A 22,410-nucleotide genomic window follows, 5' to 3' on the forward strand; every position below is an offset into this window, starting at 1 on the left:
CCACCCTGTGCCTGAACACGGGAGGACGCATGGACGCAGGGTATGTAAAGTTGAGCAGCGATACCGCGGTAGCGCAACTGGTCACGCGCACGGACCCGGCGCTGGCCTGCTGGGCCGCGCTGGTGCAGGTCTGGGATGGCATCGAAGGCACCCTCGATGAAACCGATCCGCCCGGCAGCGCGGAGAACGCCACGCCGCTCACGGCCGTGCGGCCGTTTGCCTGAGCCCGGGCATGCGGCAGTCCGGGCGGGGTTCCCCTGCGATCAGCGCGGCGCGGCAGCAGCGCCGCTGAACAATTCCAGCGGCACCGCGGCGGCCATCGCGGCCATGCCGGCATCGTTCGGATGCAGGTGGTCGCCGCTGTCGTACTTCGCCAGCAGCCGGGATGGCTGTGCAGGGTCGCGCAGGGCCCGGTCGAAATCGATCACGGAATCGAACTCGCCGCTTTCCCGGATCCACCGGTTGACGGCCTGGCGCACCGCGTCCTTTTGCGCGGTGTAGTAGCCGGCGAAGGTGGTGCCTTCGAACGGCGTCAGCGTGGCACCGTGAACCGCGATGCCGTGCGCGCGCGCCCGTGCGATCACTTGCCGGTAGCCGGCGATCAGGTCGTCCGCCGTGGGGCCGTCGCTGGCCGGCATGCCGCCGGTGCCGGGGTGGCCGATATCGTTGATGCCGACCAGGAGCACCACGTGGCGCACGCCCGCGGTGGCCAGCACGTCGCGGTCGAAGCGCGCCAGCACGGCACGGCCGAACGGCGGCCACTCGCCCGGATCGCGCAGCAGCCGGTTGCCGCCGATGCCCCGGTTGACGATACCGAAGCGCACATCGGGCCGTTCCGCCAGCAGCCGCCGCGCCAGCACGTCCGGCCAGCGGCGGTTGCTGTCCGCCGTGGTGTTGGAACCATCGGTGATCGAATCGCCCAGCGCGACGATCGTCCCGGCCCCGGCCGCCGTCACGTCCACCGCCGTCAGGAAGGGCCATGAGGTGATCGTGCCGCGCGTCGGGAACGCCGCCGCGCCGGCGAAGTTGCCCGGCCCGGACACATAGCTGGTCTGGAACGCGTTGCCGTGCACCGTCGTGGCCTGCGCCTGGCCCGGAAGGTACAGGCTCACGGCCAGGTCGGCCTGGGCCGGCACCGCCAGGTCGACCGGGTCGGACAGCACCGGCGCACCCGGTGGTATCACCACGGACGGGCGGCCGCCGAACGTCAGCGCGCGGTTCGATGCGGCGGCGATATCCGCGTCCTGTGCGCGCAAGGCCACGTGGGCCGCGCCGATGCGCAGCGGCGCGGCTCCCAGTTCGTTCGACAGGCGCACGCGCACCTGGCTGCCGCCGATGCTGGTCCGCACGATCATCCGGACCGTCTGGTCGGCGAACGCCTGCGGCGTCTTCGGTGGCGCGTCGGCCGGCGCCGTGCCCCAGGTGGCGACCCAGTCCTGGCCTGCCGCCGGCGCGCCGTGCGCCAGCGGCATTCCGGCCAGCGCGGCCATGGCGACAGCGGCGGCCAGCGTCGCGGAAATGAGGCGGCGCCGGGCGGGCAGGTGCGGTGTCTTCAAAGTGCTCTCCTCGATTCGTTGGTGTCCGGCGGTGCCGGCGGCAGGCGACACTGTAAGCAGCGATGCCGCGCTGCGCAAGAGGAAACCGGCGTTGTTCAAAGCACACAGCATCGTCAGCTTTTGCACCGAATCCCGCCCTAACGGCTCAACTGTGTGAGTGATTGCTGCACGCATCCCCTCGGCAAATGATCTCGTCCTAAGATCGCATGGACTCCGGCAAACGGAGCGTGGTTAAAAAAAATCAGCAAAAAAGCGAGGAGACGGTATGAAGTCCACGAAGCACATGGGGAACCGCGCGTTGCCGGCCGCGCGGTTGACGAGCCTGGCGTTGGCGATCGCCACGCTGGCGGCGCAGGCGGCGGCGCAGGAACAGCCGGTACCGCCAGCACAGGCCGCACAACAGGGCGCACAACAGGGCGCACAAGATCCGAACGTCGTCGTCGTGACGGGGTTCCGCGCAAGCCTGAACAGCGCATTGAACACCAAGAAGAATTCCGACGGCATCGTCGACGTGATCAAGGCCGAGGATATCGCCAAGTTCCCCGACGCGAACCTGGCCGAGTCGCTGCAGCGCGTGCCCGGCGTGGCACTGGCGCGCGGCGATGGCGGCGAGGGCAAGCAGATCACGGTGCGCGGCCTGAACGCCGGCTTCACCAGGGTGCGCATCAACGGTATCGAAGGCGTGGCGGCCACCGGTTCGTCGGACATCAACGGCAGCACCAACCGCGGCCGCGGCTTCGACTTTTCCGTGTTCGCCTCGGAACTGTTCAACAGCCTGGAAGTCCGGAAGACTTCCGAGGCGGCCGTCGAGGAAGGTTCGCTGGGCGCCACCGTCGACCTGCGCACCGGGCGCCCGTTCGATTTCAAGGGCCGCACCGCCAGCGTGGGCGTGCAGGAGTACTACAACGACCTGTCGAAGAAAACCCAGCCGCGCGTGACGGCCCTGCTGTCGGACCGCTGGGAAACGCCGTACGGCAAGGTGGGCGCGCTGGTCTCCGGCGCATGGTCGAAGCGCCGCGCGCTGGAAGAGGGCTATGAAGCGGTGGACCTGCTGTCGGCCAATGCCGACGGCGGCTTCTGCTCGCCGGCCGGCGTGGCGCCGCAAAACCCCGCCAGCAACGCGGTGAAGGGCATCGATGCCGCCAACTGCGGCTTCGGCGAACCGCGCACCTCGAACCTGGCGGCATGGAACGACGTGATGGGCCGCACCGACAACAATGGCGGCACGATCGCCAGCCCGGCGGCCGGCTCGGGCGCGTTCCATCCGCGCATTCCACGCTACCGCCGCTCGATGACGGACTACGAGCGCACCGGCCTCACCGGCGCGCTGCAATGGCGTCCGTCGGCGGACACCGATGTCAACCTCGACCTCATGTACGGCAAGTTCGAGAACCGCCGCTACGACAACTACATCTCGGCGATCTCGTTCGGCCGCACGCTGCAGACCGCCAACGGCAAGCCGCAGACCTCGATCGTGGAATCGCACTTCGACGAGAACGGCAGCTGGGACTACGGCAAGTTCAACGGCGTGGATATCCGCAGCGAAGGCCTGCTCGACGTGTACACCACGACCTTCAAGCAGTACGTGTTCTCGGGCGGCCACCGCTTCAGCGACCGCTTCAAGGTCAATTTCCTGCATGGCACCTCGAACTCCGAGCTCGATGAGCCGATGCGCGCCACCGTGCAGTTCGACTCGCCGAACGTGGACGGCTTCTCGTACGACTTCCGCGGCAACCGCAACGTGCCGGCACTGAACTTCGGCATCGATGTATCGAACCCGAACAGCTTCACGTTCGGCCCGCAGGAAGTGGACGGCACGCTGCATGGCCAGTTCGTGGGCCGCTACCTGAACACCCGCAACAAGCTGAAGACCACGGAACTCAATGGCACGTTCGAGCTGAACGACAACCTGACGCTGCGCAGCGGCTATTCGAACCGCAAGAACACGTGGAGCAACGTGGAGATCGGCTCGGGCGGCAACGGCCTGGCCCTGCCGGCCGGCGTGACGCTGGCCGACATCTCGCAACAGGTGTCCGGCTTCGGCAAGGGACTGGGCGCCGCCGTGCCGTCGTCGTGGGCGGCGGTGGACCTGGACAAGCTGCGCGCCATCTACGACATCGAGTGCCACTGCGACGCGGTGCCGGGTTCGCAGTACGCCTACCTGACGCAGGCCAACCGCGCCGTCGAGGAAAAGATCGATGCGCTGTACGGCATGGTCGACTTCAACTACGACCTGTTCGGCATCGGCTGGCGCGGCAACGTGGGCGTGCGCGGCGCGGAAACCAAGGCCACGTCGATGGCGCTGATCAACGTGAACGGCCAGCTGCAGCCGAACATCGTCACGAAAAAATACCGCGACTGGCTGCCGGCCTTCAACCTGACGGCGCAGCTGCCGAAGGACGTGTTCCTGCGCTTTTCGGCCGGCAAGACGCTGTCGCGCCCGGAGTACGTGGACCTGGCGCCATCGGCCACCGTGTCCGGCCAGTCCGGCACCGTCGGCATCGGCAACGGCAACCTCGATCCGATCCGCGCCAAGACCTACGATTTGCAGGCCGAGTGGTACTACGCCAAGAACGCGATGGTGTCGCTGGGCGTGTTCCGCAAGGAGATCGACAGCTTCATCCAGACCGTCTCCGAGCGCGCCGTCTACAACACGCTGGGCCTGCCGAACGACCTGCTGGTCTTCAACGGCTGCTCGATCACCGGCGGCACGCCGGGCTGCCCGACCTCGCCGACCGATTCGGTGGTGGTGAGCCGCAAGGTCAACACGCCGGGCGGACCGCTCAACGGCCTGGAGTTCAACCTGCAGGCGCCGTTCACCTTCCTGCCCGGCGTGTGGAAGAACTTCGGCTTGCTGGCCAACTACACGCACGTGAAGTCGAAGATCACCTACATCACGCGGGTCGACAATCCGCGCACCGAGGCGAACGAGCTGCTCAGCGTGCGCGCCAACTTCACGGGCCTGTCGCCGCGCGCGCACAACCTGACGTTCTTCTACGAGGACGAGAAGTTCTCGGCACGGGTATCGAAGGCGCACCGTTCCTCGTACCTGCTGGCCGTGCTGGGCGACGTGCAGGGCCACGACTTCACGGTGGTCGACGGCTCGACCAATATCGACGCCAGCGTTTCCTACCAGCTGACGCCGAACCTGCGCATCTCCCTCGAAGGCCAGAACCTGACCGACGAGCCGCTGCGCTACGGCCGCGACACGCAGCGCAACGACACGCTGCTGTACGTGCATTCGGGCCGCTCGGCCGTGCTGGGCCTCAGCTACAAGTTCTGATTCCGCAGTAACACCAGGCCCGCAACTGCGGGCTTGGTGCATTCGCAAGTGTCTTGAATCGGTAATGAACATTCAGGGCGCGAGACATCAACGCAAGAGAGGATGAGACATGCAAAGACCCCAACCGAAGTTGATAGCGCTTGCAGCACTGGCTGTGTGTGCGATGGCCGCCCACGCCAATGCCCGGCAAGCGACGGGTGACGCGGGGCAGCTGGATGGACAACAGGTCGCGCAGGCAAGCGCGCCGGCGGGCCAGCAGCCAGCTGCGCAGGCCGGGGTGCCAGCCGATACACAAGCCGGCGCTCCAGCCGATACACGAGCCAGTGCGCAGCCGGGCGCGCAGTCGAGCGGCCAGTCCGGCGCGCCGGCGGCCACCGGTTCCTCGGCCCCGCCGGCCAGCCAGGGCAGCGGCGCCGAAACCAATACCGTCGTCGTGACGGGCTTCCGCGCCAGCTTGAACAGCGCGCTGAACACGAAGAAGAACACTGACGGCATCGTCGACGTGATCAAGGCCGAGGACATTTCGAAATTCCCCGATGCCAACCTGGCCGAGTCGCTGCAGCGCGTACCGGGCGTGGCGCTGGAACGGGGGGACGGCGGCGAGGGCAAGCAGATCACCGTGCGCGGCCTGAATTCCGGCTTCACCAGGGTGCGCATCAACGGCATCGAAGGCGTGGCCGCCACCGGTGCCTCGGACATCAACGGCAGCACGAACCGGGGCCGCGGCTTCGACTTTTCCGTGTTCGCCTCGGAACTGTTCAACAGCCTGTCGGTGCGCAAGACCGCCGAGGCGGCCGTGGAAGAGGGCTCGCTGGGCGCCACCGTCGACCTGCGCACGGGGCGTCCGTTCGACTTCAAGGGCCGCACCATCAGCCTGGGCTTGCAGGAATCCTACCGGGAGATGGGCAAGAAGACGCAGCCGCGCGTCACGGGCCTGATCTCCGACCGCTGGGAAACCCCGTACGGCCGCTTCGGCGCGCTGATCTCCGGCGCGTGGTCCAAGCGGCGCGCGCAGGAAGAGGGCTACGAGGCCGTCAGCATCGTGGCGGCCAACACCGATGGCGGCTTCTGCTCGCCGGTCGGCGTGAGCCCGCAGACGCCGCCCAACGACCCTGTCAAGGGCGTGACCGCCACCTCGTGCGGCCCCGGCGCCGACCGGTTGACCGATGCCACCGCCTACAACGAAGTGTTCGGCCGCCGCGACGACTACGGCGGCCTGGTGGCCAATCCGGCCGCCGGCAACGGCGCGTTCCACCCGCGCATTCCCCGCTTCCGCCGCTCGATGACCGACTACGAGCGCCTGGGCATGACGGGAGCGCTGCAGTGGAAGCCGAACGCCGATACGGATGTCAACCTGGACCTCATGTACGGCAAGTTCGACAACGTCCGCTACGATAACTACATCTCGGCGATCTCGTTCGGGCGCACCATGGCGCAGGCCAACGGCAAGCCGCAGACCTCGATCGTGGATGCGGAATTCAACGGCGATGGCCGCTGGATGTACGGCAAGTTCAACGACGTCGACATCCGCACCGAGGGCCTGGTGGACGTCTACCAGACCATCTTCAAGCAGCACGTGTTCACGGTCGGCCACCGCTTCACCGACACGCTGCGCGCCAACTTCATGCACGGCGTGTCCGACTCCAAGCTGGACGAGCCGATGCGCGCCACCGTGCAGTTCGACGCGCCGAACGTGGATGGCTTCTCGTTCGATTTCCGCCAGAACCGCGACGTGCCGGTCATCAATTTCGGCATCGACGTGGCCAATCCCGACAACTTCACGTTCGGGCCGCAAGAGACCAACGGCACGCTGCACGGCCAGTTCGTGGGCCGCTACCTGAAGACCACCAACCGGCTGCAGACCACGCAGGCCGACGTGGAGTGGGAAGTGAACGACCACATCACGCTGAAGACGGGCCTGTCGGCGCGCAAGAACCGCTGGGGCAACCTCGAACTGGGCTCGGGCGGCAATGGCCTGACGCTGCCGGCCGGCACCACGGTGGGCGACTATACCCAGCAGATCACCGGCTTCGGCAAGAACCTGGGCGGCACCGGCGTGCCGACCTCGTGGGCCACGGTGGACCTGGACAAGTTCCGCGCCGCCTGGGACATCGAGTGCCACTGCGCCGCCGTGCCGGGCTCCGAGTATAACTACCTGACGCAATCGAACCGCTGGGTGGAGGAAAAGATCAACGCGGTGTTCGCCAGCGTGGACTTCAACTATGACGTGGGCCCGGTAACCTTCCGCGGCAACCTGGGCATACGCGGCGCCGAGACGAAGCTGAACTCGATGGCGCTGATCAACGTCAACGGCAAGCTGCAGCCGAACTACGGCTACAAGAAATACCGCGACTGGCTGCCGGCGCTGAACCTGACGGCGATCCTGCCGAACGACGTGTTCCTGCGCTTCTCGGCCGGCAAGGTGATGTCACGCCCGGACTACGTGGGGCTGACGCCATCGGTGTCGGTCAACACCACCGGCCAGTCGGTCTCGATCGGCAATCCGAACCTGGATCCGATCCGCGCCAACACCTTCGACCTGCAGGGCGAGTGGTATTACGCGAAGGACGCGATGATCGGCCTGGGCGTGTTCCGCAAGGACATGAAGTCCTTCATCCAGGGCGTGTCGGAACTGGCGACCTACTCGTCCCTGGGCATCCCGAACGACCTGCTGCAGACGCCGACCGGCTGCTCGATCACCGGCGGCACGCCGGCCTGCCCGACGCTGCCCGATACGATGGTGTCGGTCAGCCGCCAGGTCAACACCAGCGGCGGCCCGCTGAACGGCGCGGAATTCTCGTGGCAGACGCCGTTCTCGTTCCTGCCGGGCGCCTGGTCGAACTTCGGCATGATGGCCAACGTGACGCGCGTGAAGTCGAAGATCAAGTACCTGACGCGCCTCGACAACCCGCGCACGCCGGGCAACGAGGAACTGTTCATGATCACGAACTTCACCGGCCTGTCGCCACGCGCGAACAACCTGACGGTCTACTACGACGACGAGAAGTTCAGCGCCCGCGTCTCGCGCGCCAACCGGTCCAGCTATTACCGGGGCATCCGCGGCAACGTGGACGGCCACGACTACCTGGTCGCGGACGGCACCACCACGTACGACATGAGCACGTCGTACCAGGTCACGCCGCACCTGCGCATTTCGTTCGAGGCGCAGAACCTGTCGAACGAACCGACGCGCTACTACAACGATACGCAGCGGCAGGATACGCTGCTGTTCGTGAAGTCGGGGCGGACCTTCGTGCTGGGGGCGAGCTACAAGTTCTGATGGGCAGGCGGGCCGGCGGCTTCGAGCAACGCCGCCGGCCTAAAAGAACCGGTGTCAGACACCATTTCCGGGTGATTCGTCCGGAAATGGTGTCTGACACCGGTGTTTCCCCGCAAGCAGTTACTGGTTGAAGCAATCGATGCGCGGGCTGACGATCATTGAATCGGGACGGACCTCGTGCTGGGGTCGAGCTACAGGTTCTGATGGACAGGCGGGCCAGTCGTGCATGAAGCAACCCCGGTGCAAAGTCCGGGGTCAGGGAGGAGTACTGGCCTGCAGGCCAGTACCGCTACGCCGGCAAGGAGCCATGCTCCTTGAAACCCCGGCTACGCCCCGGCGGGGTGATGCAGGGGTTTCGCGAAGCATGCTTCGCGCCTGCGGAACGGTGCTGGCATGCATGCCAGCATTCCTTCCTGACCCCAGCCCTTCGCCGTTGGGGTGAAACCATGCACGATCATCACTTGCACACTTAATACGCGACCATCAGGCCGGCCGCCGGGCGATGCCGTCGAGCTTTGCCGCCAGGCCGGGAACGTCGCTGGCGGCGAGGCCGAAGGTGTCTTCCAGGACTTGTGCGATCTGCTCGCCCGACACCAGTTCGCGGCGTTCGGCCGGCAGCTCCGAGGGCTGGAACGAGTAGCGCGTGTTGTGCAGCACGTGGCGGCCCTCGTCGACCGTGCGCACGGCGATCAGGTCGCGCGTGAAATGGGAGACGGGATGGGTCGACACATACCAGTTCGACATCTCGAAATCCACCGGGTAGGCCGGGCGCAGGTCGAACACATACAGGTGCAGCCAGTCGCCATCCACCTCCGCTTCCAGCCGCCATTCGTCGCCCAGGCTGGCGAGGCGGTAGCGGCCGTGCGGCGTGTGCTGCACGGTGTCCGCGACCAGGCGCAGCGGCGCGGTCGGCGTCATCTTGCCGAAGCCCGTGTCGGAAATGAAGCGTTCGCCGTCGATCTCCACCAGCAGCAGCATGTGCGTGCGGGGCGTGACCACGTCCGGCGGGGCGGTCATGCGCACGCGCGCCAGCAGCGGCGTCGCCTGGAATCCCAGCGTTGCAAGGGCGTGGCGGTACAGCGTGTTGTGCTCGAAACAGTACCCGCCCCGGCGCTCGGTGACTTTTTTCACCAGCGCGGGGATCTCCAGCGACACCGGCAGACCGGCCAGCGGGTTCAGGTTTTCAAACGGGATGGCCTGGATATGGCCGCGCTGGAGGCGGGCCAGCGTGTCGAGGGATGGCGCAATGCCGGGCACGCCGGCGCCTGTCAGGTTCAGGTATGCAGCGATGGAGTCGGACACTGGATGCTCCCGGAAACGATAACGGGAGCAGTGTAATTCAGGCGCGGACGGAAGCCTCGACATTCTCCTAGGTCACCGGCGTGCCGCATTGACCCCGGGCACCTGGCAGGAAAATTTTGTCTTTGTGACAATTCAATACATTTCCTTCCGCAGCTACCTTGCATAATGCGGGCACCCGAATCTTGCGAAAGGAAATGACGTGCAAAAGATCATCCTGCTGGCCCTTTTCGCCACCCTGGCCGCCTGTGCGGCACGTTCCAATGTCAAACTGGCCGATCCGCAAGCCACGAAGCTGGCTCCGCACGTCGGCCAGGTGTGCATGCTGCGCTCGCCGTTGCCGGAAGGGGTGAAGCACAAGGTCCTCGGCAACATCAACAGTTCCAAGCAGACCTACGGCAGCGTGAACGAACTGCTGCCATTAATGGCGGCGGATGCGCGGGCCATCGGGGCGGATACCGTGATCAACCTGAACACCAGCCAGAAGATGGGTGCCTGGGCGTGGGCGCGGCCGGTGGGCACCGGCGTGGCCGTCAAGCTGGAAGACAAGGGAAGCTTCAACTGCGCTTCGTCCGGCGGCGAACTGCGTTGAGCGCAGCGCGGGATCCGCTGTGAAGATCCCGCGGGCCATGTTGTAGCGCGGCGGGAAACCTGCTGTGCAGGCCCGGCTTTTGGCGTCGAGATATTGCTTTATGGCATTTTCAGCGCTAGCATGGGGCCATGGCCATCTCCGCAACCAGCGCGCCGGCTTCCGGCGTCTACACCCCCACCACGACCACGGTCGCCCGCACCAGCAATGCCTCGCTGGCCGCGAAGGCGACCAGCCTGTCGTCGACGGGCGGTATCGTGGCCATGCTGGGCGGCTCGCCGGCCGCGCAGCTGTATTCTCCGGCCGGACTGCTCAATACCCTGGCGCAGGCCGGCACCGCATCGGCAACGCCCGGCGGCAGCGGTACGGGCACCGATAACAACGCGGGGGCCTCGCCAGCAGCGGCGAATGGGCGGCGATCCTGAAGGCCAATCCATCCGCCGCCGCGTTCGTCATCGGCGCTTCCTATACCAGCGGCATCATCGATACGCTCGCCTGAGCCGCTTTCCGGAATGACGCCTGCCGCCGCCGGCGGGAATCAGGCCTGCATCGCGTAGCGTTCCAGCCAGTGCGCATACGGCGCCGGCAGCACCCACGACGGGCGCGCCAGTCCCAGGTCCTTCGCCGCGCGGTACGGATAGTGCGGATCGGCCAGCAGCGCGCGGCCCACCATCACCAGGTCCATCTGGCCATCCGCGATGACGCGGTCGGCATTGGCCGGCGCGTCGATGCCCCAGGAGGCGGCGACCGGCAGGCCGGCTTCGCGGCGCACGCGTTCGGCGACCGGTGCCAGGAAGGCCGGGCCCCACGGAATCGCCGTCTTCGGGATCGTGAAGCCGACCGACACGTTCAGCAGGTCCAGCCCGCCGGCACGCATCTTCCGCGTCAAGTCGATCGATTCGAGCAGGGTTTCCTCGTCGCGGCCGTCGTACTCGATGACGCCGAAGCGGGCCGTCAGCGGCAGGTTCTCCGGCCATACCTCGCGCACGGCGGCCAGCGTTTCAAGCAGGAAGCGGCCGCGGTTTTCCGCGCTGCCGCCATAGATGTCGTCACGCTGGTTGGAGTGCGCCGAGAAAAAGCTTTGCGCCAGGTAGCCGTGGGCAAAGTGAAGCTCGAGCCACTGGAAACCGGCATCGCGGGCGCGCCGCGCGGCCTGCACGAAGTCGGCTTTCACGCGCTCGATGTCGGCGATCGTCATCGCCTGCGGCACTTTCGGCAGGTTGGCGCCGAAGGCGATCGCCGAGGGCGCGATGGTCTGCCAGCCGTGCGGGTCGCCTTCGGCAAGATGGTCGTCGCCTTCCCACGGACGGTTGGCGCTGGCCTTGCGGCCGGCATGGGCGATCTGGATGCCCGGCACCGCGCCGCCGGCCTTGATGGCGGCGGCGATGCGCGCCATGCCCTCGGCCTGGCCGTCTTCCCACAGGCCCGTGCAGCCCGGCGTGATGCGGCCTTCCGGCGAGACAGCGGTGGCTTCGACGATCACCAGGCCGGCACCGCCGCGCGCGATGCTCGTGTAGTGGGCCAGGTGCCAGTCATTGGTATAGCCGTCGACGGCGCTGTACTGGCACATCGGCGGTACCGCGATGCGGTTGCGCAGCGTGACATCCTTGAGGGTGAATTCAGTGAAGAGTGCGGACATGTGTGTTCGAAAAAATGAGGAGGAAGCACTGTAAGCGCGGCCCGGCATCATGTAAACTGATGGCACCTTATCTCTCCCATTAGAGTTTGTTATGCATCCGCCGCAATGGCTGCAGTCGTTTACCGCGCTGGCCCATACCGGCAGCTTCACCCGCGCCGCGGAACGGCTGGGGCTAACGCAGGCCGCCGTGAGCCAGCATGTGCGCCAGCTGGAAGACCGGCTCGGGCCCCTGCTGATCCGGCGGCCACGCGCGATCGAGCTGACGCCCGCCGGCAGCGCGCTGTTGCAGTACTGCGCCGAGATCGAGGAAGCCGACCGGCGGCTGGCCGTGCGCATCGCCGACGAGGAAGCCTGCTGCGGCGACGTCGGGCTGGTCACGCCCGGCAGCCTGGGCCTGTTCCTTTATCCGCTGCTGCTGGACTTCCAGCTTGCCCATCCCGGCCTGGCGATCCGCCACCGCTTCGCGCCCGACCGCGAAACGCTGGCCCAGGTGCTCGACAAGCGCTATGACCTGGGCATCGTCGCCCTGAAACCGGACGATGCGCGCCTGGCCGCCGCGCCGTTCGCCGAGGAAGCGCTGGAGCTGGTGGTGCCGGCGGCTTCCGACGTGCGCGGCTGGAGCGACCTGCAGGCGCTGGGCTTCATCGACCACCCGGAAGGCCACGCGATGGCGACGCGCCTGCTGAGCCGCGCCTTCCCCGGCAATCCGGGCATCGCCACCGTGCCGGCGCGCGGCTTTTCCAACCAGGTCGGCCTGCTGCTCGAACCCGTCGCGCGGGGCCTGGGCTTCACCGTCATTCCCACCCATGCACGCCGGGCATTCGCGCGGCAGGAAGCGATCCGCGTCATCGACATGGCCGCGCCCGTGGTCGATACGCTGTGGCTGATCCACCGTGCCGAATGGCCGCTGCCGGCACGCGCCCGCCGCGTGGCCGATTACCTGTACCAGCAACTTTCAGAGAGGACCATCCGATGACCGAGTACCTGGAGTTCGCCCGCCAGCTGGCCGATGCCGCCGCCGCCGCGGCCATGCCGCATTTCCGCACCCGCCTGGACGTGGAAAACAAGGAGCAGGGCGCCTACGATCCCGTCACCATCGCCGACCGGGCGGCCGAGCGGGCCATGCGCGAGCTGATTCGCGCGCGCTATCCGGAGCACGGCATCGTCGGCGAAGAAGAAGGCGTGCACCGGGGCAGCAGCCCGTACCACTGGGTGCTCGACCCGGTCGACGGCACGCGTTCGTTCATCTGCGGCCTGCCGCTGTGGGGCACGCTGATCGCGCTGAACGACGGCACCCGGCCCGTGGTGGGCGCGATGTACCAGCCGTTTACGCGCGAGTTCTTTGCCGGCGCGCCGGATGGCGCCTGGCTGAACGGCGAGCCACTGCGCACGCGGCCCTGCGCCAGCCTGGCGTCCGCCCGCGTGATGACGACGGCGCCGGAAATCCTGCGCGTGCCCGCCCAGCGCGCCGCCTGGGATGCGCTGGCCGCCGACGCCCAGCTGGTGCGCTTCGGCGCCGACTGCTATGCCTACTGCATGCTGGCCGCCGGGCACATCGACGCCGTTGTCGAGGCGGGGCTGAAACCGTTCGATATCCAGGCGCTGATGCCCATCATCGAGGGCGCCGGCGGCATCGTCACTTCCTGGGACGGCGGCGATGCCCAGCAGGGCGGCACCGTGCTGGCCTGCGGCGACCGGGCGCTGCACGCGCAACTGGTGGAGCGGCTGCGGCATGCGGCGTGACCGGCCTGTCTCCATGCCAATGCTCCGATGGCTTGCCATATGAAATGAACAACGTACAACAGTATTGAATTTAACTTAACAGATTTTTTGAGCCGTGCCAGACTTTGGGCTTTTACTCGACGCGAGAAAGGGGTAATGGCCGTGAAGAATAAATTGCTATTGGCACAAACGGGGCCAAAAATGAAGAAAGTCATCCTTGCTGGCATTCTCGGTGCGCTGGTATCCGCAAGTGCGTCAGCCGACACCTTGTACTTCGCCTACAAGGGATTTTATGACGCCTACCATGGCGTCCTGAAGCCCAATGAGAGCCTGACAGGGCATTTCGTTGCCAACGATCTGAACAATGATGGCGCCTACTCGAAGAACGAGCTGGTGTCATTGAAAATCGGCAGGCTCAACCTCGAGAACGTTTGCGAAAGTTATTCGGACGGTTATTTCATCTCCTACTGCGTCAAAGCCTTTTCGTATTCCGCCAGCGAAGGCTTGACGATCGATGCATACCGTAACGTCAGTGTCGAATACAACGCTCATTATAACTCGGTAAAAACCGGCGAATTCTACAAGTACACATGGCATGGATACGATTCAGGCCATATTACAAGTTGGACCTGGACGCCGGAGACCAAGTTCGTCACCAGCACGAGCCCTGTTCCCGAGCCGGCATCCATCGCCATGCTGGGCCTTGGCCTGGGCACGCTGATGCTGGCCCGCCGTCGCCGCCGCTGATCGTTTTCCTGCACGCTGCTCGCGCGCGCAGCGTGCAACCGGTCCAATTCCGCGCGAGCTTGAAATCGTTGTCAAGAATCGCAACGCCCGCCGGTGAATTTCATAATTGCCCGCCGCTTCCCCCGTGAGCAGAATTGCCACACGATCGCCCGTTGCGCCCTCTCGACTATTACAATGGCGCCCACCGAACGGAGCATGGGGAGACAAACCAGATGCTGAGAACGCACCGCATCGCGCTGCTTTTCAACGCCAACAAGATTTTCGACCGTGAAGTCATCACCGGCATCGCCGGTTACCTGGCCAGTACCCGCACCGCGTGGGACCTGTTCCTGGAAGAGGACTTCCGGCTGCGCCTGGCCGGCATCGACGGCTGGCAGGGCGACGGCATCATCGCCGACTTCGACGATCCGCTGGTGGCCAGCGCGCTGGCCTCCACGCGTGTGCCGCTGGTTGCCGTCGGCGGGTCGTACGAGAATGCCGCCGACTATCCGGCCGGCGTGCCCTACGTGGCCACCGACAACTTCAAGCTGGTCAAGCTGGCCTACGATCACCTGATCGAGGCGGGCCTGCGCAACATCGCCTGTTTCAGCCTGCCGGCGGCGCAGGAAAACCGCTGGGCCCAGGAGCGCGAGAAAGCCTATTGCAAGCTGCTGTTGCGCGACAAGCTGCAGCCCGAGGTGTACCGCGGCCACGCCACCAGCGCGCAGCACTGGAGCGAGGCCGTCGAGCAGCAGATCGCCTGGCTGCACAGCCTGCCCAAGCCGGTCGGCATCATCGCGGTGACGGATGCGCGCGCACGCCAGCTGATGCAGGCTTGCGCGCTGGCCGGCATCGAGGTGCCCGAGCAGGTGGCCGTGATCGGCATCGACAACGATCCGCTGGCGCGCATGCTGACGCGCATTCCCATGAGTTCGGTGATCCAGGGCGCCCAGGAAATGGGCCGCACCGCCGCCCACCTGCTGGACCAGATGCTGCACGGCGTGCGCCTGCCCGACACGCGCATCCTGGTGCCGCCGGCCGGCATCAACGTGCTGGCCTCCAGCAAGCACGAGGCGGGCAAGCACCCACACGTGATGCGCGCGCGCCACTTCATCCGGCAGTATGCCTGCCAGGGCATCAAGACCGACCAGGTGGCCGAGTATGTCGGCATCTCGCGCTCGTCGCTGGAAGCGCATTTCCGCGCGGAGCTGGGCCGCAGCGTGCACGACGAGATCCTGCGCCTGCGCCTGGAGGCGGCCACCGGCTTCCTGGCCCGCGGCGGCTGCAACCTGGCCGACGTGGCGGTGCGCTGCGGCTTCACCTCCAGCCAGTACATGCACTCGGTGTTCAAGCGCGAACTGGGCTGCACGCCGCGCGCCTGGCAGGAACGCCAGCGCGGCGCCGAAACCACCGGCGACGTCCCCGGATGAACATCATGCCGCCCATCGCCGCCTCCGCCGCCACGGCCCAGCAATTCACGCTGACGAACGCCTGGGGCATGCGCGTGACGATCAGCGAGCGCGGCGCGGCACTGGTCTCGTGGCTGGCGCCGGACCGCTACGGCCGCATGGCCGACATCCTGCTCAGCTATCCCGAGAACGAATACCTGCGCCACCATCGCCATGCGTGGTTCGGCGCGATCATCGGCCGCTGGGCCAACCGCATCGCGCGCGGCCGCTTCAAGCTCGATGGCCGCGTGGTGCAAGCCGACGTCAACGACCGCGGCAACCACCTGCATGGCGGCGACGCGGGCTTCCATTCGGCGCACTGGGATGGCGAACTGGCGCACGGCGGGCTGGCGCTGTCGTACGTGTCGCCGGACGGGCAGGGCGGTTTTCCCGGCACGCTGGCCGTGCAGGTGTTCTACCAGCTCGACGACGACGGCAGCCTGTCGATCGAATACCAGGCCACCTGCGATGCGCCGACACCGGTCAACCTCAGCTCGCACCCGTGCTTCAACCTGAATGGCGGCAGCGCCGACGTGGGCGACCACATGCTGCGCATCGATGCCGACCATTACCTGGCCATCGATGAACTGGGCATTCCGCTGGGCCGCGCCGAGGTGGCCGGCACGCCGTTCGATTTCCGGCAGCCGGCCGCGATCGGGCCGCGCATGCGCTGGCCCGACCCGCAGATCCGCGTGGCCGGCGGCTTCGATCACTGCTATTGCCTGCCGTCCGACCCGCGCGAGCCGGGCCGGCTGCGCAACGTGGCGCGCGTCATCGATCCCGGCTCGGGGCGCCAGCTGGACGTGGCCACCACCGAGGCGGGGCTGCAGTTCTACAGTGGGAATGGCCTGACGGGCGTGCGCGGGCGCCACGGTGTCACATATTCGCGACACGACGGATTTTGCCTGGAAGCGGGCGCCTATCCCGACCAGCTCAACGGCAAGGGCGCCGCGGCCGTGATTCTGCGGCCTGGCCAGGTGTACCGGCAGACCACCGTCTACCGTGTCTCGCTCCAATCCTCACTGCAAAGCTGAAATATCGTTCGGGCAACTGGTCAATTTCGTAATTGATGCGTGCAACCGTCCACCGCCAGAATGCTGTCAGCACCACGTAAGGTGCCAAAACCATAACGACGAGACGCCATGCGCCATTCCCTTGCGCTGCTGCTGGCGGTTGCTGCCGCACATGCGGCGGCCGCCGGAGCGGATACGCCTGATCCACTGACGCTGTTCAAGAACCGCCCTGCCGCCGGCTGGAAAGTGACGGTCGCGGACCCGGAAAACAGCGTGCCGCTGGCCGGGGCAGGTGCCGTCGTCTCCAAGTCCGCCGTCGTTCCCAAGTCGATCAAACAACCGGAAGCTGTCGTGCGCGCCACCGCCGGCAAGGTGGCCGGCCGCGATGCCCTCACGCTGGCATGGCAAAAGACCTGGTATGCCAGCCTGCGCTTCGAACACGCCCCCCTGGACCTGCGCCCCTACCTCGCCAAGGGCATCGTCGCCTTCGACCTGGACGTGCGCGAGATGAAGAACGGCGGCATCGACTTCAAGCTCGACTGCGGCAAGGATTGCGAACGCAAGGTGCCGTACGTGCTGCCGGGCCGCGCCGCGTCCGGCCAGGGCTGGAAGAGCGTGTCGTTCGCGCTGAGCTGCTTCCAGCGCGACGGCGATACTTTTGAAACGGTCATGAAACCGTTTTCAGTGGAAGCGACGGGGCAGGGCGAAGTGGCCATCGCCAACCTGCGCATCCTGAAGACGGGCACGCCGAATACCGCCTGCCCCGACTACCGCACGCGCTCCGTGACCGCCGAACCGCTGAACGAATCGTGGGCCATCGACTGGTGGATGCCGCGCCACGAGCAGCGGGTGAAGGAAAATGCGCAGCTGCGCGCCGCCGGCACGCCGCCGCAGCTGGTGTTCATCGGCGATTCGATCACCGAAGGCTGGGCCAAGGAAGGCAAGGAAGAATTCGCGCGGCGCTACGCCCGCTACCACCCCGTCAACCTGGGCTTCGGCGGCGACCGCACGGAAAACATCCTGTGGCGCCTGCAGCATGGCGAAGTCGATGGCATCGACCCGAAGGTGGTGGTGCTGATGGCCGGCACCAACAACACCGGTAGCCGGCAGGAAGATCCGGCAACGACGGCGGCCGGCCTGCGCCGCGTCATCGACGAGCTCCAGCAACGCCTGCCGAACGCGAAGATCCTGCTGCTGGGCGTGTTCCCGCGCGACGCGGTGGACAGCCAGTCGCGCCGCATCAACAACGCCATCAACCAGCGCATCGCGGCATTCGCCGACAACCGCCGCGTGTTCTTCGCCGACATCGGCAGCGCCTTCCTCGACGAGGCGGGCACGCTGTCGAAGGACATCATGCCGGACCTGCTGCACCCGAACGCGCGCGGCTATGCAATCTGGGGCAAGGCGATGGACCCGATCCTGCAGCCGCTGCTGACCGGCTACCGGTGGGACAGCGTGCCGATCGGCGGCGGCGGTTTCGTGCCGGCGGTGATTCCGACCACGGAGCGGGGCGTCGTGTATGCGCGCACCGACGTCGGCGGCGCCTATCGCTGGACCAGCGACCGGTGGGTGCCGCTGCTGGACTGGCTGTCGGAAGAGCAGACCGGCCTGCTCGGCGTGGATTCGCTGGCCGCCGACCCGCGCGATGCCTCGAAAGTCTACCTGCTGGCCGGCATCGCGTACCACAACGGCGGCCGCACGGCGATCCTGCGTTCGCGCGATTACGGCAAGACCTTCGCCGTCACCGACGTGACCGCGCAGTTCAAGACCCACGGTAATGGCGCGGGCCGCAACAACGGCGAACGCCTGGCCGTCGACCCCGGCGCGGGCAATGTGCTGTACGTGGGCACGCGCGCCAACGGCCTGTTCCGCAGCGACGATTTCGGCGCGACCTGGCAACGCCTGCCGGGCCTGGACGTGACCACCACGCCTAACGGCGCCGGCATCGCCTTCGTCATCCCCGATCCGGCCAGCGTGAAGGCCGGCGGCACGGCGCAGCGCCTGTTCGTCGGCGTATCGCGTGGCGGCACGAATTTGTTCCGCAGCGACGATGGCGGCGCCACCTTCGTGCCGATGGATGCCACGCCGGACGGCCTGATGCCGCAGCGCGCCGCGCTCGACGGTGCCGGCCACCTGTACGTGACGTTCGCCAACGGCGCCGGCCCGCACCCGCGCGGCGACGAGAAGATGGACCGCGGCGCGATCCGCAAGTACGGCATCGCCGCCCGCTCCGGCCAGGACGTGACACCGAAGGGACAACCAGCCTCCTACTCCGGCATCAGCGTGGACCGCAGCGATCCGCGCCGCCTGCTGGCCTCGACCATCTCGCTGTATGCGCCGCAAGGCCGGGAAAAGGGCGATGCCAAGGGCGACCGCCTGTACCTGTCGACGGACGGCGGCACCACGTGGACCGACCTGGTCGCACGCGGCTTCGCAATGGACCGCGCCGGCGTGCCATGGGTGAAGGGCCACGCGATCCACTGGGCCAGTTCGATCGTCTTCGATCCATTCGATCCGAAGGCCGCCTGGGTCACCTCGGGCAATGGCGTATTCAAGACATCGGACCTGGACGCCGCGACCGTCACCTGGCGCTTCGACGTGAAGGGACTGGAAGAAACGGTGCCGCTGGGCCTCGTCAGCCGCCCGGGCGCGCCGCTGGTGTCGACCATCGGCGACTACGACGGCTTCATCCACCCGGACCTGAAACAGTACGGCCGCATCCACGAACCACAGATGGGCACCACCTTCGGCCTGGCCTACGCGGCGCTGCAGCCGCAGGTGCTGGCGCGCGTGGGCAAGTCGGTCTACGTGACGCGCGATGGCGGCGCCACGTGGCGGCTGGGGCGCGGCGCCAATGGCATCAACGGCATCAAGGGCCAGCTGGCGCTGTCGGCCGACGGCAAGGTACTGCTGCATTCTCCTGAAAGGTCGCGCGTGACTTTCCGATCGCTAGACGATGGCGACAGCTGGGCACCCGCGCAAGGCATCGCCGGCGCCCGCCCGGTGGCCGATCCGGTCGACGCGCAGCGTTTCTACGCCTACCAGGACGGTGCGTTCCTCGTCAGTACCGATGCCGGTCGCACCTTCGCCGCCAGGGCGCAGCTGCCGAAGGGCGGCTCGGACCTGGTGCGCGCCGCGCCGGGCCGCGCCGGCGACGTCTGGGTGCCACTGAAGAATGGCGGCCTGGCCCGCTCGGTCGATGGCGGCGGCGCGTTCGCGCTGCTCGACGGCGTGACGTATGCCGGCGCGATCGGTTTCGGCAAGGCCGGACGCGATGGCGCTTACCCGGCCATCTACCTGTGGGGCACGGTGGACGGCCAGCGCGGCCTCTGGCGTTCCACGAACGAGGGCGCCGACTGGGTGCGCATCAACGACGACGCGCACCAGTACGGCGGTCCGGGCGATGGCGGTTTCATCGTCGGGGACATGAATACATTCGGGCGCGTGTACATGAGCAGCGCCGGCCGGGGCATCGTGATGGGGGAGATTGCAAAATGAGGCGGATGTTGTTGACCGCGATGTTGTTCGTGGCGGCCGCCGTGCAGGCGGCGCCCGACCTGGTGCTGCGCTACGACCGCCCGGCCACCGACAGTGCCGAGGGCTGGGAGCGCGAGGCGCTGCCGGTCGGCAATGGCCGCATCGGCGCGATGGTGTTCGGCCAGCCGGCCCGCGAACACCTGCAGTTCAATGACATCACGCTGTGGACGGGCGACGCGAAATCGATGGGCGCGTTCCAGCCGTTCGGCGATGTCTTCGTCGACCTGCCGGCCCACGCCGCCGCCACCGCTTACTCGCGCACGCTGGACCTGGCCCGCGGCCTGCACACGGTGCGCTACACCGTGAACGGCGTGCGCTACCAGCGCGAAACCATCGCCAGCCATCCGGCGGACGTGATCGTGCTGCGCCTGACCGCCGACAAGCCGGGCGCCCATACCGGCGTGGTGCGCCTGACCGACCAGCATGGCGCGCACGTCAACGCCTTCGGCAACCGCATCCGCGCCACCGGTTCGCTGGCCGGCTTCGTGGTGCCGCGCGAACGGGGCAACCAGTGGACGCCGGCGCAGCAGCCGCTGACCGGCAACCAGATGGACTACGCCGCGCAGGTGCAGGTGGTGCACGAAGGCGGCAAGGTGACCATGGAAGGCGACACGGTACGTTTTGAAAACGTCGACGCGCTGACGCTGGTGCTGGGCGCCGGCACCAGCTATGTCCGCGATGGCAGCGTGAATTTCCAGGGCGCGCATCCGCTGGCGCGCGTCACCACGCAAGTGGACCGCGCCGCGGCACGCCCATGGTCCGTTTTGCAGGCTGAACAGGAAAACGATTTCAAGAACCTGTTCGGCCGTTTGAGCCTCGACGTGGACGCGGCCTGGGAGCCGAAAGTCGCCGAAGAGCGCCGTGCGCTGACGACCGACCGCCGCCTGGCTGCCTACACGAAGAACGGCAACGATCCCGAACTGGAAACCCAGGTGTTCCAGTATGGCCGCTACCTGCTGATCGGCAGCTCGCGCGGCCCGCTGCCGGCCAACCTGCAGGGCCTGTGGAACAACAGCCTCACGCCGCCGTGGAATGCCGATTACCACACCAACATCAACATCCAGATGAACTACTGGCCGGCGGAAACGGCCAACCTGTCCGAACTGGCGCAGCCGCTGTTCGGCTTCGTTGAATCGATGGTGCCGTCGTACCGCCGGCTGGTAGCGGAAAGCGCGGCCAATCCGTCGCGCGATGCCGAGGATGGGCAAGTGGTCGAGACCTTCCTGCGCAAGGATGGCAAGCCGGTGCGCGGCTGGACCGTGCGTACGGAAACCAACCCGTTCGGCTACATGCAGTGGAAGTGGAACAAGACGGCCAACGCCTGGTATGCGCAGCACTTCTGGGAACACTACGCGTTCACCCGCAATAGAACGTTCCTGCAAGAGGTGGCGTATCCGCTGCTGAAGGAAGTCAGCCAGTTCTGGCTGGACTATCTGAAGCGGCTGCCGGATGGCACGCTGGTCGCCCCCAACGGCTGGTCGCCCGAACACGGCCCCGTGGAAGACGGCGTGGCCTATGACCAGCAGATCGTCTGGGACCTGTTCCAGAACACGGTGGAAGCGGCCGGCGAACTGAAGACCGACGCCGCGTTCGCCCGCCAGGTGGCCGCCGCTCGCGACCGGCTGGCCGCGCCGAAGATCGGCAGCTGGGGCCAGCTGCTGGAATGGATGGAAGAGAAAAAAGACCCGGTGCTCGATACGCCGAACGACAACCACCGCCACGTGTCGCACCTGTTCGGCGTGTTCCCCGGCAGGCAGATCACCCCGGCCCGCACGCCGAAGCTGGCCGAGGCGGCCCGCGTGTCGCTGGCGGCGCGGGGCGATGCAGGCACCGGCTGGTCGATGGCCTGGAAGACCGCATTCTGGGCCCGCCTGGGCGATGGCGACAAGGCCCACGCCATGCTGCGCGGCGTGATCGCCACGCCGGGTGCGCGCGCCCAGGAACACAAACCGGGCACCGAGGAAAACACGGCGGGCGGCATGTATCCGAACCTGCTGGACGCGCACCCGCCGTTCCAGATCGACGGCAACTTCGGCGTCACCGCGGCCATCTGCGAAATGCTGCTGCAATCGCACGACGGCGAACTGCACCTGCTGCCGGCATTGCCCGCGGCGTGGCGCAGCGGCTCGGTGACCGGCCTGCGCGGGCGGGGCGGCTATGAAGTGGACATGACGTGGCGCGACGGGCGGTTGACGTCGGCGACCGTCAAGGCGAAACCGGGCAACGGGACCGGCACCGTGCGCGTGCGCACGGGTGCGAAGACCGTGATTCTGAAAGTGAAGCAGGGTGAAGCAAGGGAGCTCGGCACGCTGTAGCGC

Annotated in this window: 15 protein-coding genes; 12 read left to right on the plus strand and 3 right to left on the minus strand. The window is 67.0% G+C overall.

Going from position 1 to position 22,410, the window contains the following annotated elements:
• Nucleotides 1-50: 50 nt before the first annotated feature.
• Complete coding sequence (locus tag EYF70_RS31015; protein WP_165497595.1) at nucleotides 51-224, plus strand: hypothetical protein; 174 nt, start codon at nucleotides 51-53, stop codon at nucleotides 222-224.
• Nucleotides 225-263: 39 nt separating this feature from the next.
• Here the strand turns inward: EYF70_RS31015 and EYF70_RS08520 are convergent, their stop codons facing one another.
• Nucleotides 264-1,556, minus strand: a complete 1,293-nt coding sequence (locus EYF70_RS08520) for an SGNH/GDSL hydrolase family protein (protein WP_229420759.1) — start codon at nucleotides 1,554-1,556, stop codon at nucleotides 264-266.
• Nucleotides 1,557-1,821: 265 nt separating this feature from the next.
• Between EYF70_RS08520 and EYF70_RS08525 the strand changes: the two genes are divergently transcribed.
• The gene (locus EYF70_RS08525; protein WP_131145014.1) at nucleotides 1,822-4,839 is read left to right on the plus strand and encodes a TonB-dependent receptor; all 3,018 of its coding nucleotides are present in this window, start codon (nucleotides 1,822-1,824) and stop codon (nucleotides 4,837-4,839) included.
• 109 nt (nucleotides 4,840-4,948) lie between these two features.
• Entirely contained in the window at nucleotides 4,949-8,119 is a 3,171-nt protein-coding gene (locus tag EYF70_RS08530) for a TonB-dependent receptor (protein ID WP_131145015.1), read from the plus strand.
• A gap of 483 nt (nucleotides 8,120-8,602) precedes the next feature.
• Here the strand turns inward: EYF70_RS08530 and EYF70_RS08535 are convergent, their stop codons facing one another.
• Nucleotides 8,603-9,421 carry an arylamine N-acetyltransferase family protein gene (locus EYF70_RS08535; protein WP_165497596.1) on the minus strand — a complete coding sequence of 273 codons (819 nt, stop codon included), beginning with the start codon at nucleotides 9,419-9,421 and terminating at the stop codon, nucleotides 8,603-8,605.
• A gap of 199 nt (nucleotides 9,422-9,620) precedes the next feature.
• Here EYF70_RS08535 and EYF70_RS08540 point away from each other — a divergent pair, with 199 nt between their 5' ends.
• Nucleotides 9,621-10,010 (plus strand): hypothetical protein, encoded by a 390-nt coding sequence (locus EYF70_RS08540; protein WP_131145017.1) that lies wholly within the window; start codon nucleotides 9,621-9,623, stop codon nucleotides 10,008-10,010.
• Between the two features lie 128 nt (nucleotides 10,011-10,138).
• Complete coding sequence (locus EYF70_RS08545; RefSeq protein ID WP_131145018.1) at nucleotides 10,139-10,432, plus strand: hypothetical protein; 294 nt, start codon at nucleotides 10,139-10,141, stop codon at nucleotides 10,430-10,432.
• 113 nt (nucleotides 10,433-10,545) lie between these two features.
• Here EYF70_RS08545 and EYF70_RS08550 read toward each other — a convergent pair whose 3' ends face one another.
• Entirely contained in the window at nucleotides 10,546-11,646 is a 1,101-nt protein-coding gene (locus EYF70_RS08550) for an NADH:flavin oxidoreductase/NADH oxidase (RefSeq protein ID WP_131145019.1), read from the minus strand.
• Nucleotides 11,647-11,737: 91 nt separating this feature from the next.
• Between EYF70_RS08550 and EYF70_RS08555 the strand changes: the two genes are divergently transcribed.
• The 7 genes from EYF70_RS08555 (at nucleotide 11,738) to EYF70_RS08585 (ending at nucleotide 22,407) form a co-directional block, all read left to right on the plus strand.
• Nucleotides 11,738-12,622, plus strand: coding sequence for a LysR family transcriptional regulator (locus tag EYF70_RS08555; protein WP_131145020.1), 885 nt, complete (start codon nucleotides 11,738-11,740; stop codon nucleotides 12,620-12,622).
• A complete protein-coding gene (hisN, locus tag EYF70_RS08560; RefSeq protein WP_131145021.1) occupies nucleotides 12,619-13,389 on the plus strand; it encodes a histidinol-phosphatase in 771 nt (256 codons plus the stop codon). The genes EYF70_RS08555 and hisN overlap by 4 nt, the downstream gene beginning before the upstream one ends.
• 135 nt (nucleotides 13,390-13,524) lie before the next feature.
• Nucleotides 13,525-14,115, plus strand: a complete 591-nt coding sequence (locus tag EYF70_RS08565; RefSeq protein WP_131145022.1) for a PEP-CTERM sorting domain-containing protein — start codon at nucleotides 13,525-13,527, stop codon at nucleotides 14,113-14,115.
• Nucleotides 14,116-14,327: 212 nt separating this feature from the next.
• Entirely contained in the window at nucleotides 14,328-15,524 is a 1,197-nt protein-coding gene (locus EYF70_RS08570; RefSeq protein WP_131145023.1) for a XylR family transcriptional regulator, read from the plus strand.
• A 5-nt stretch (nucleotides 15,525-15,529) separates the two neighbouring features.
• The gene (locus tag EYF70_RS08575; RefSeq protein WP_229420760.1) at nucleotides 15,530-16,576 is read left to right on the plus strand and encodes an aldose epimerase family protein; all 1,047 of its coding nucleotides are present in this window, start codon (nucleotides 15,530-15,532) and stop codon (nucleotides 16,574-16,576) included.
• Between the two features lie 108 nt (nucleotides 16,577-16,684).
• Nucleotides 16,685-20,053 (plus strand): GDSL-type esterase/lipase family protein, encoded by a 3,369-nt coding sequence (locus tag EYF70_RS08580; RefSeq protein WP_131145025.1) that lies wholly within the window; start codon nucleotides 16,685-16,687, stop codon nucleotides 20,051-20,053.
• 5 nt (nucleotides 20,054-20,058) lie between these two features.
• A complete protein-coding gene (locus EYF70_RS08585; protein ID WP_229420891.1) occupies nucleotides 20,059-22,407 on the plus strand; it encodes a glycoside hydrolase family 95 protein in 2,349 nt (782 codons plus the stop codon).
• The last annotated feature ends 3 nt before the right edge of the window (nucleotides 22,408-22,410 follow it).

The organism is Pseudoduganella albidiflava (assembly GCF_004322755.1).
GTDB lineage: Bacteria > Pseudomonadota > Gammaproteobacteria > Burkholderiales > Burkholderiaceae_D > Rugamonas > Rugamonas albidiflava.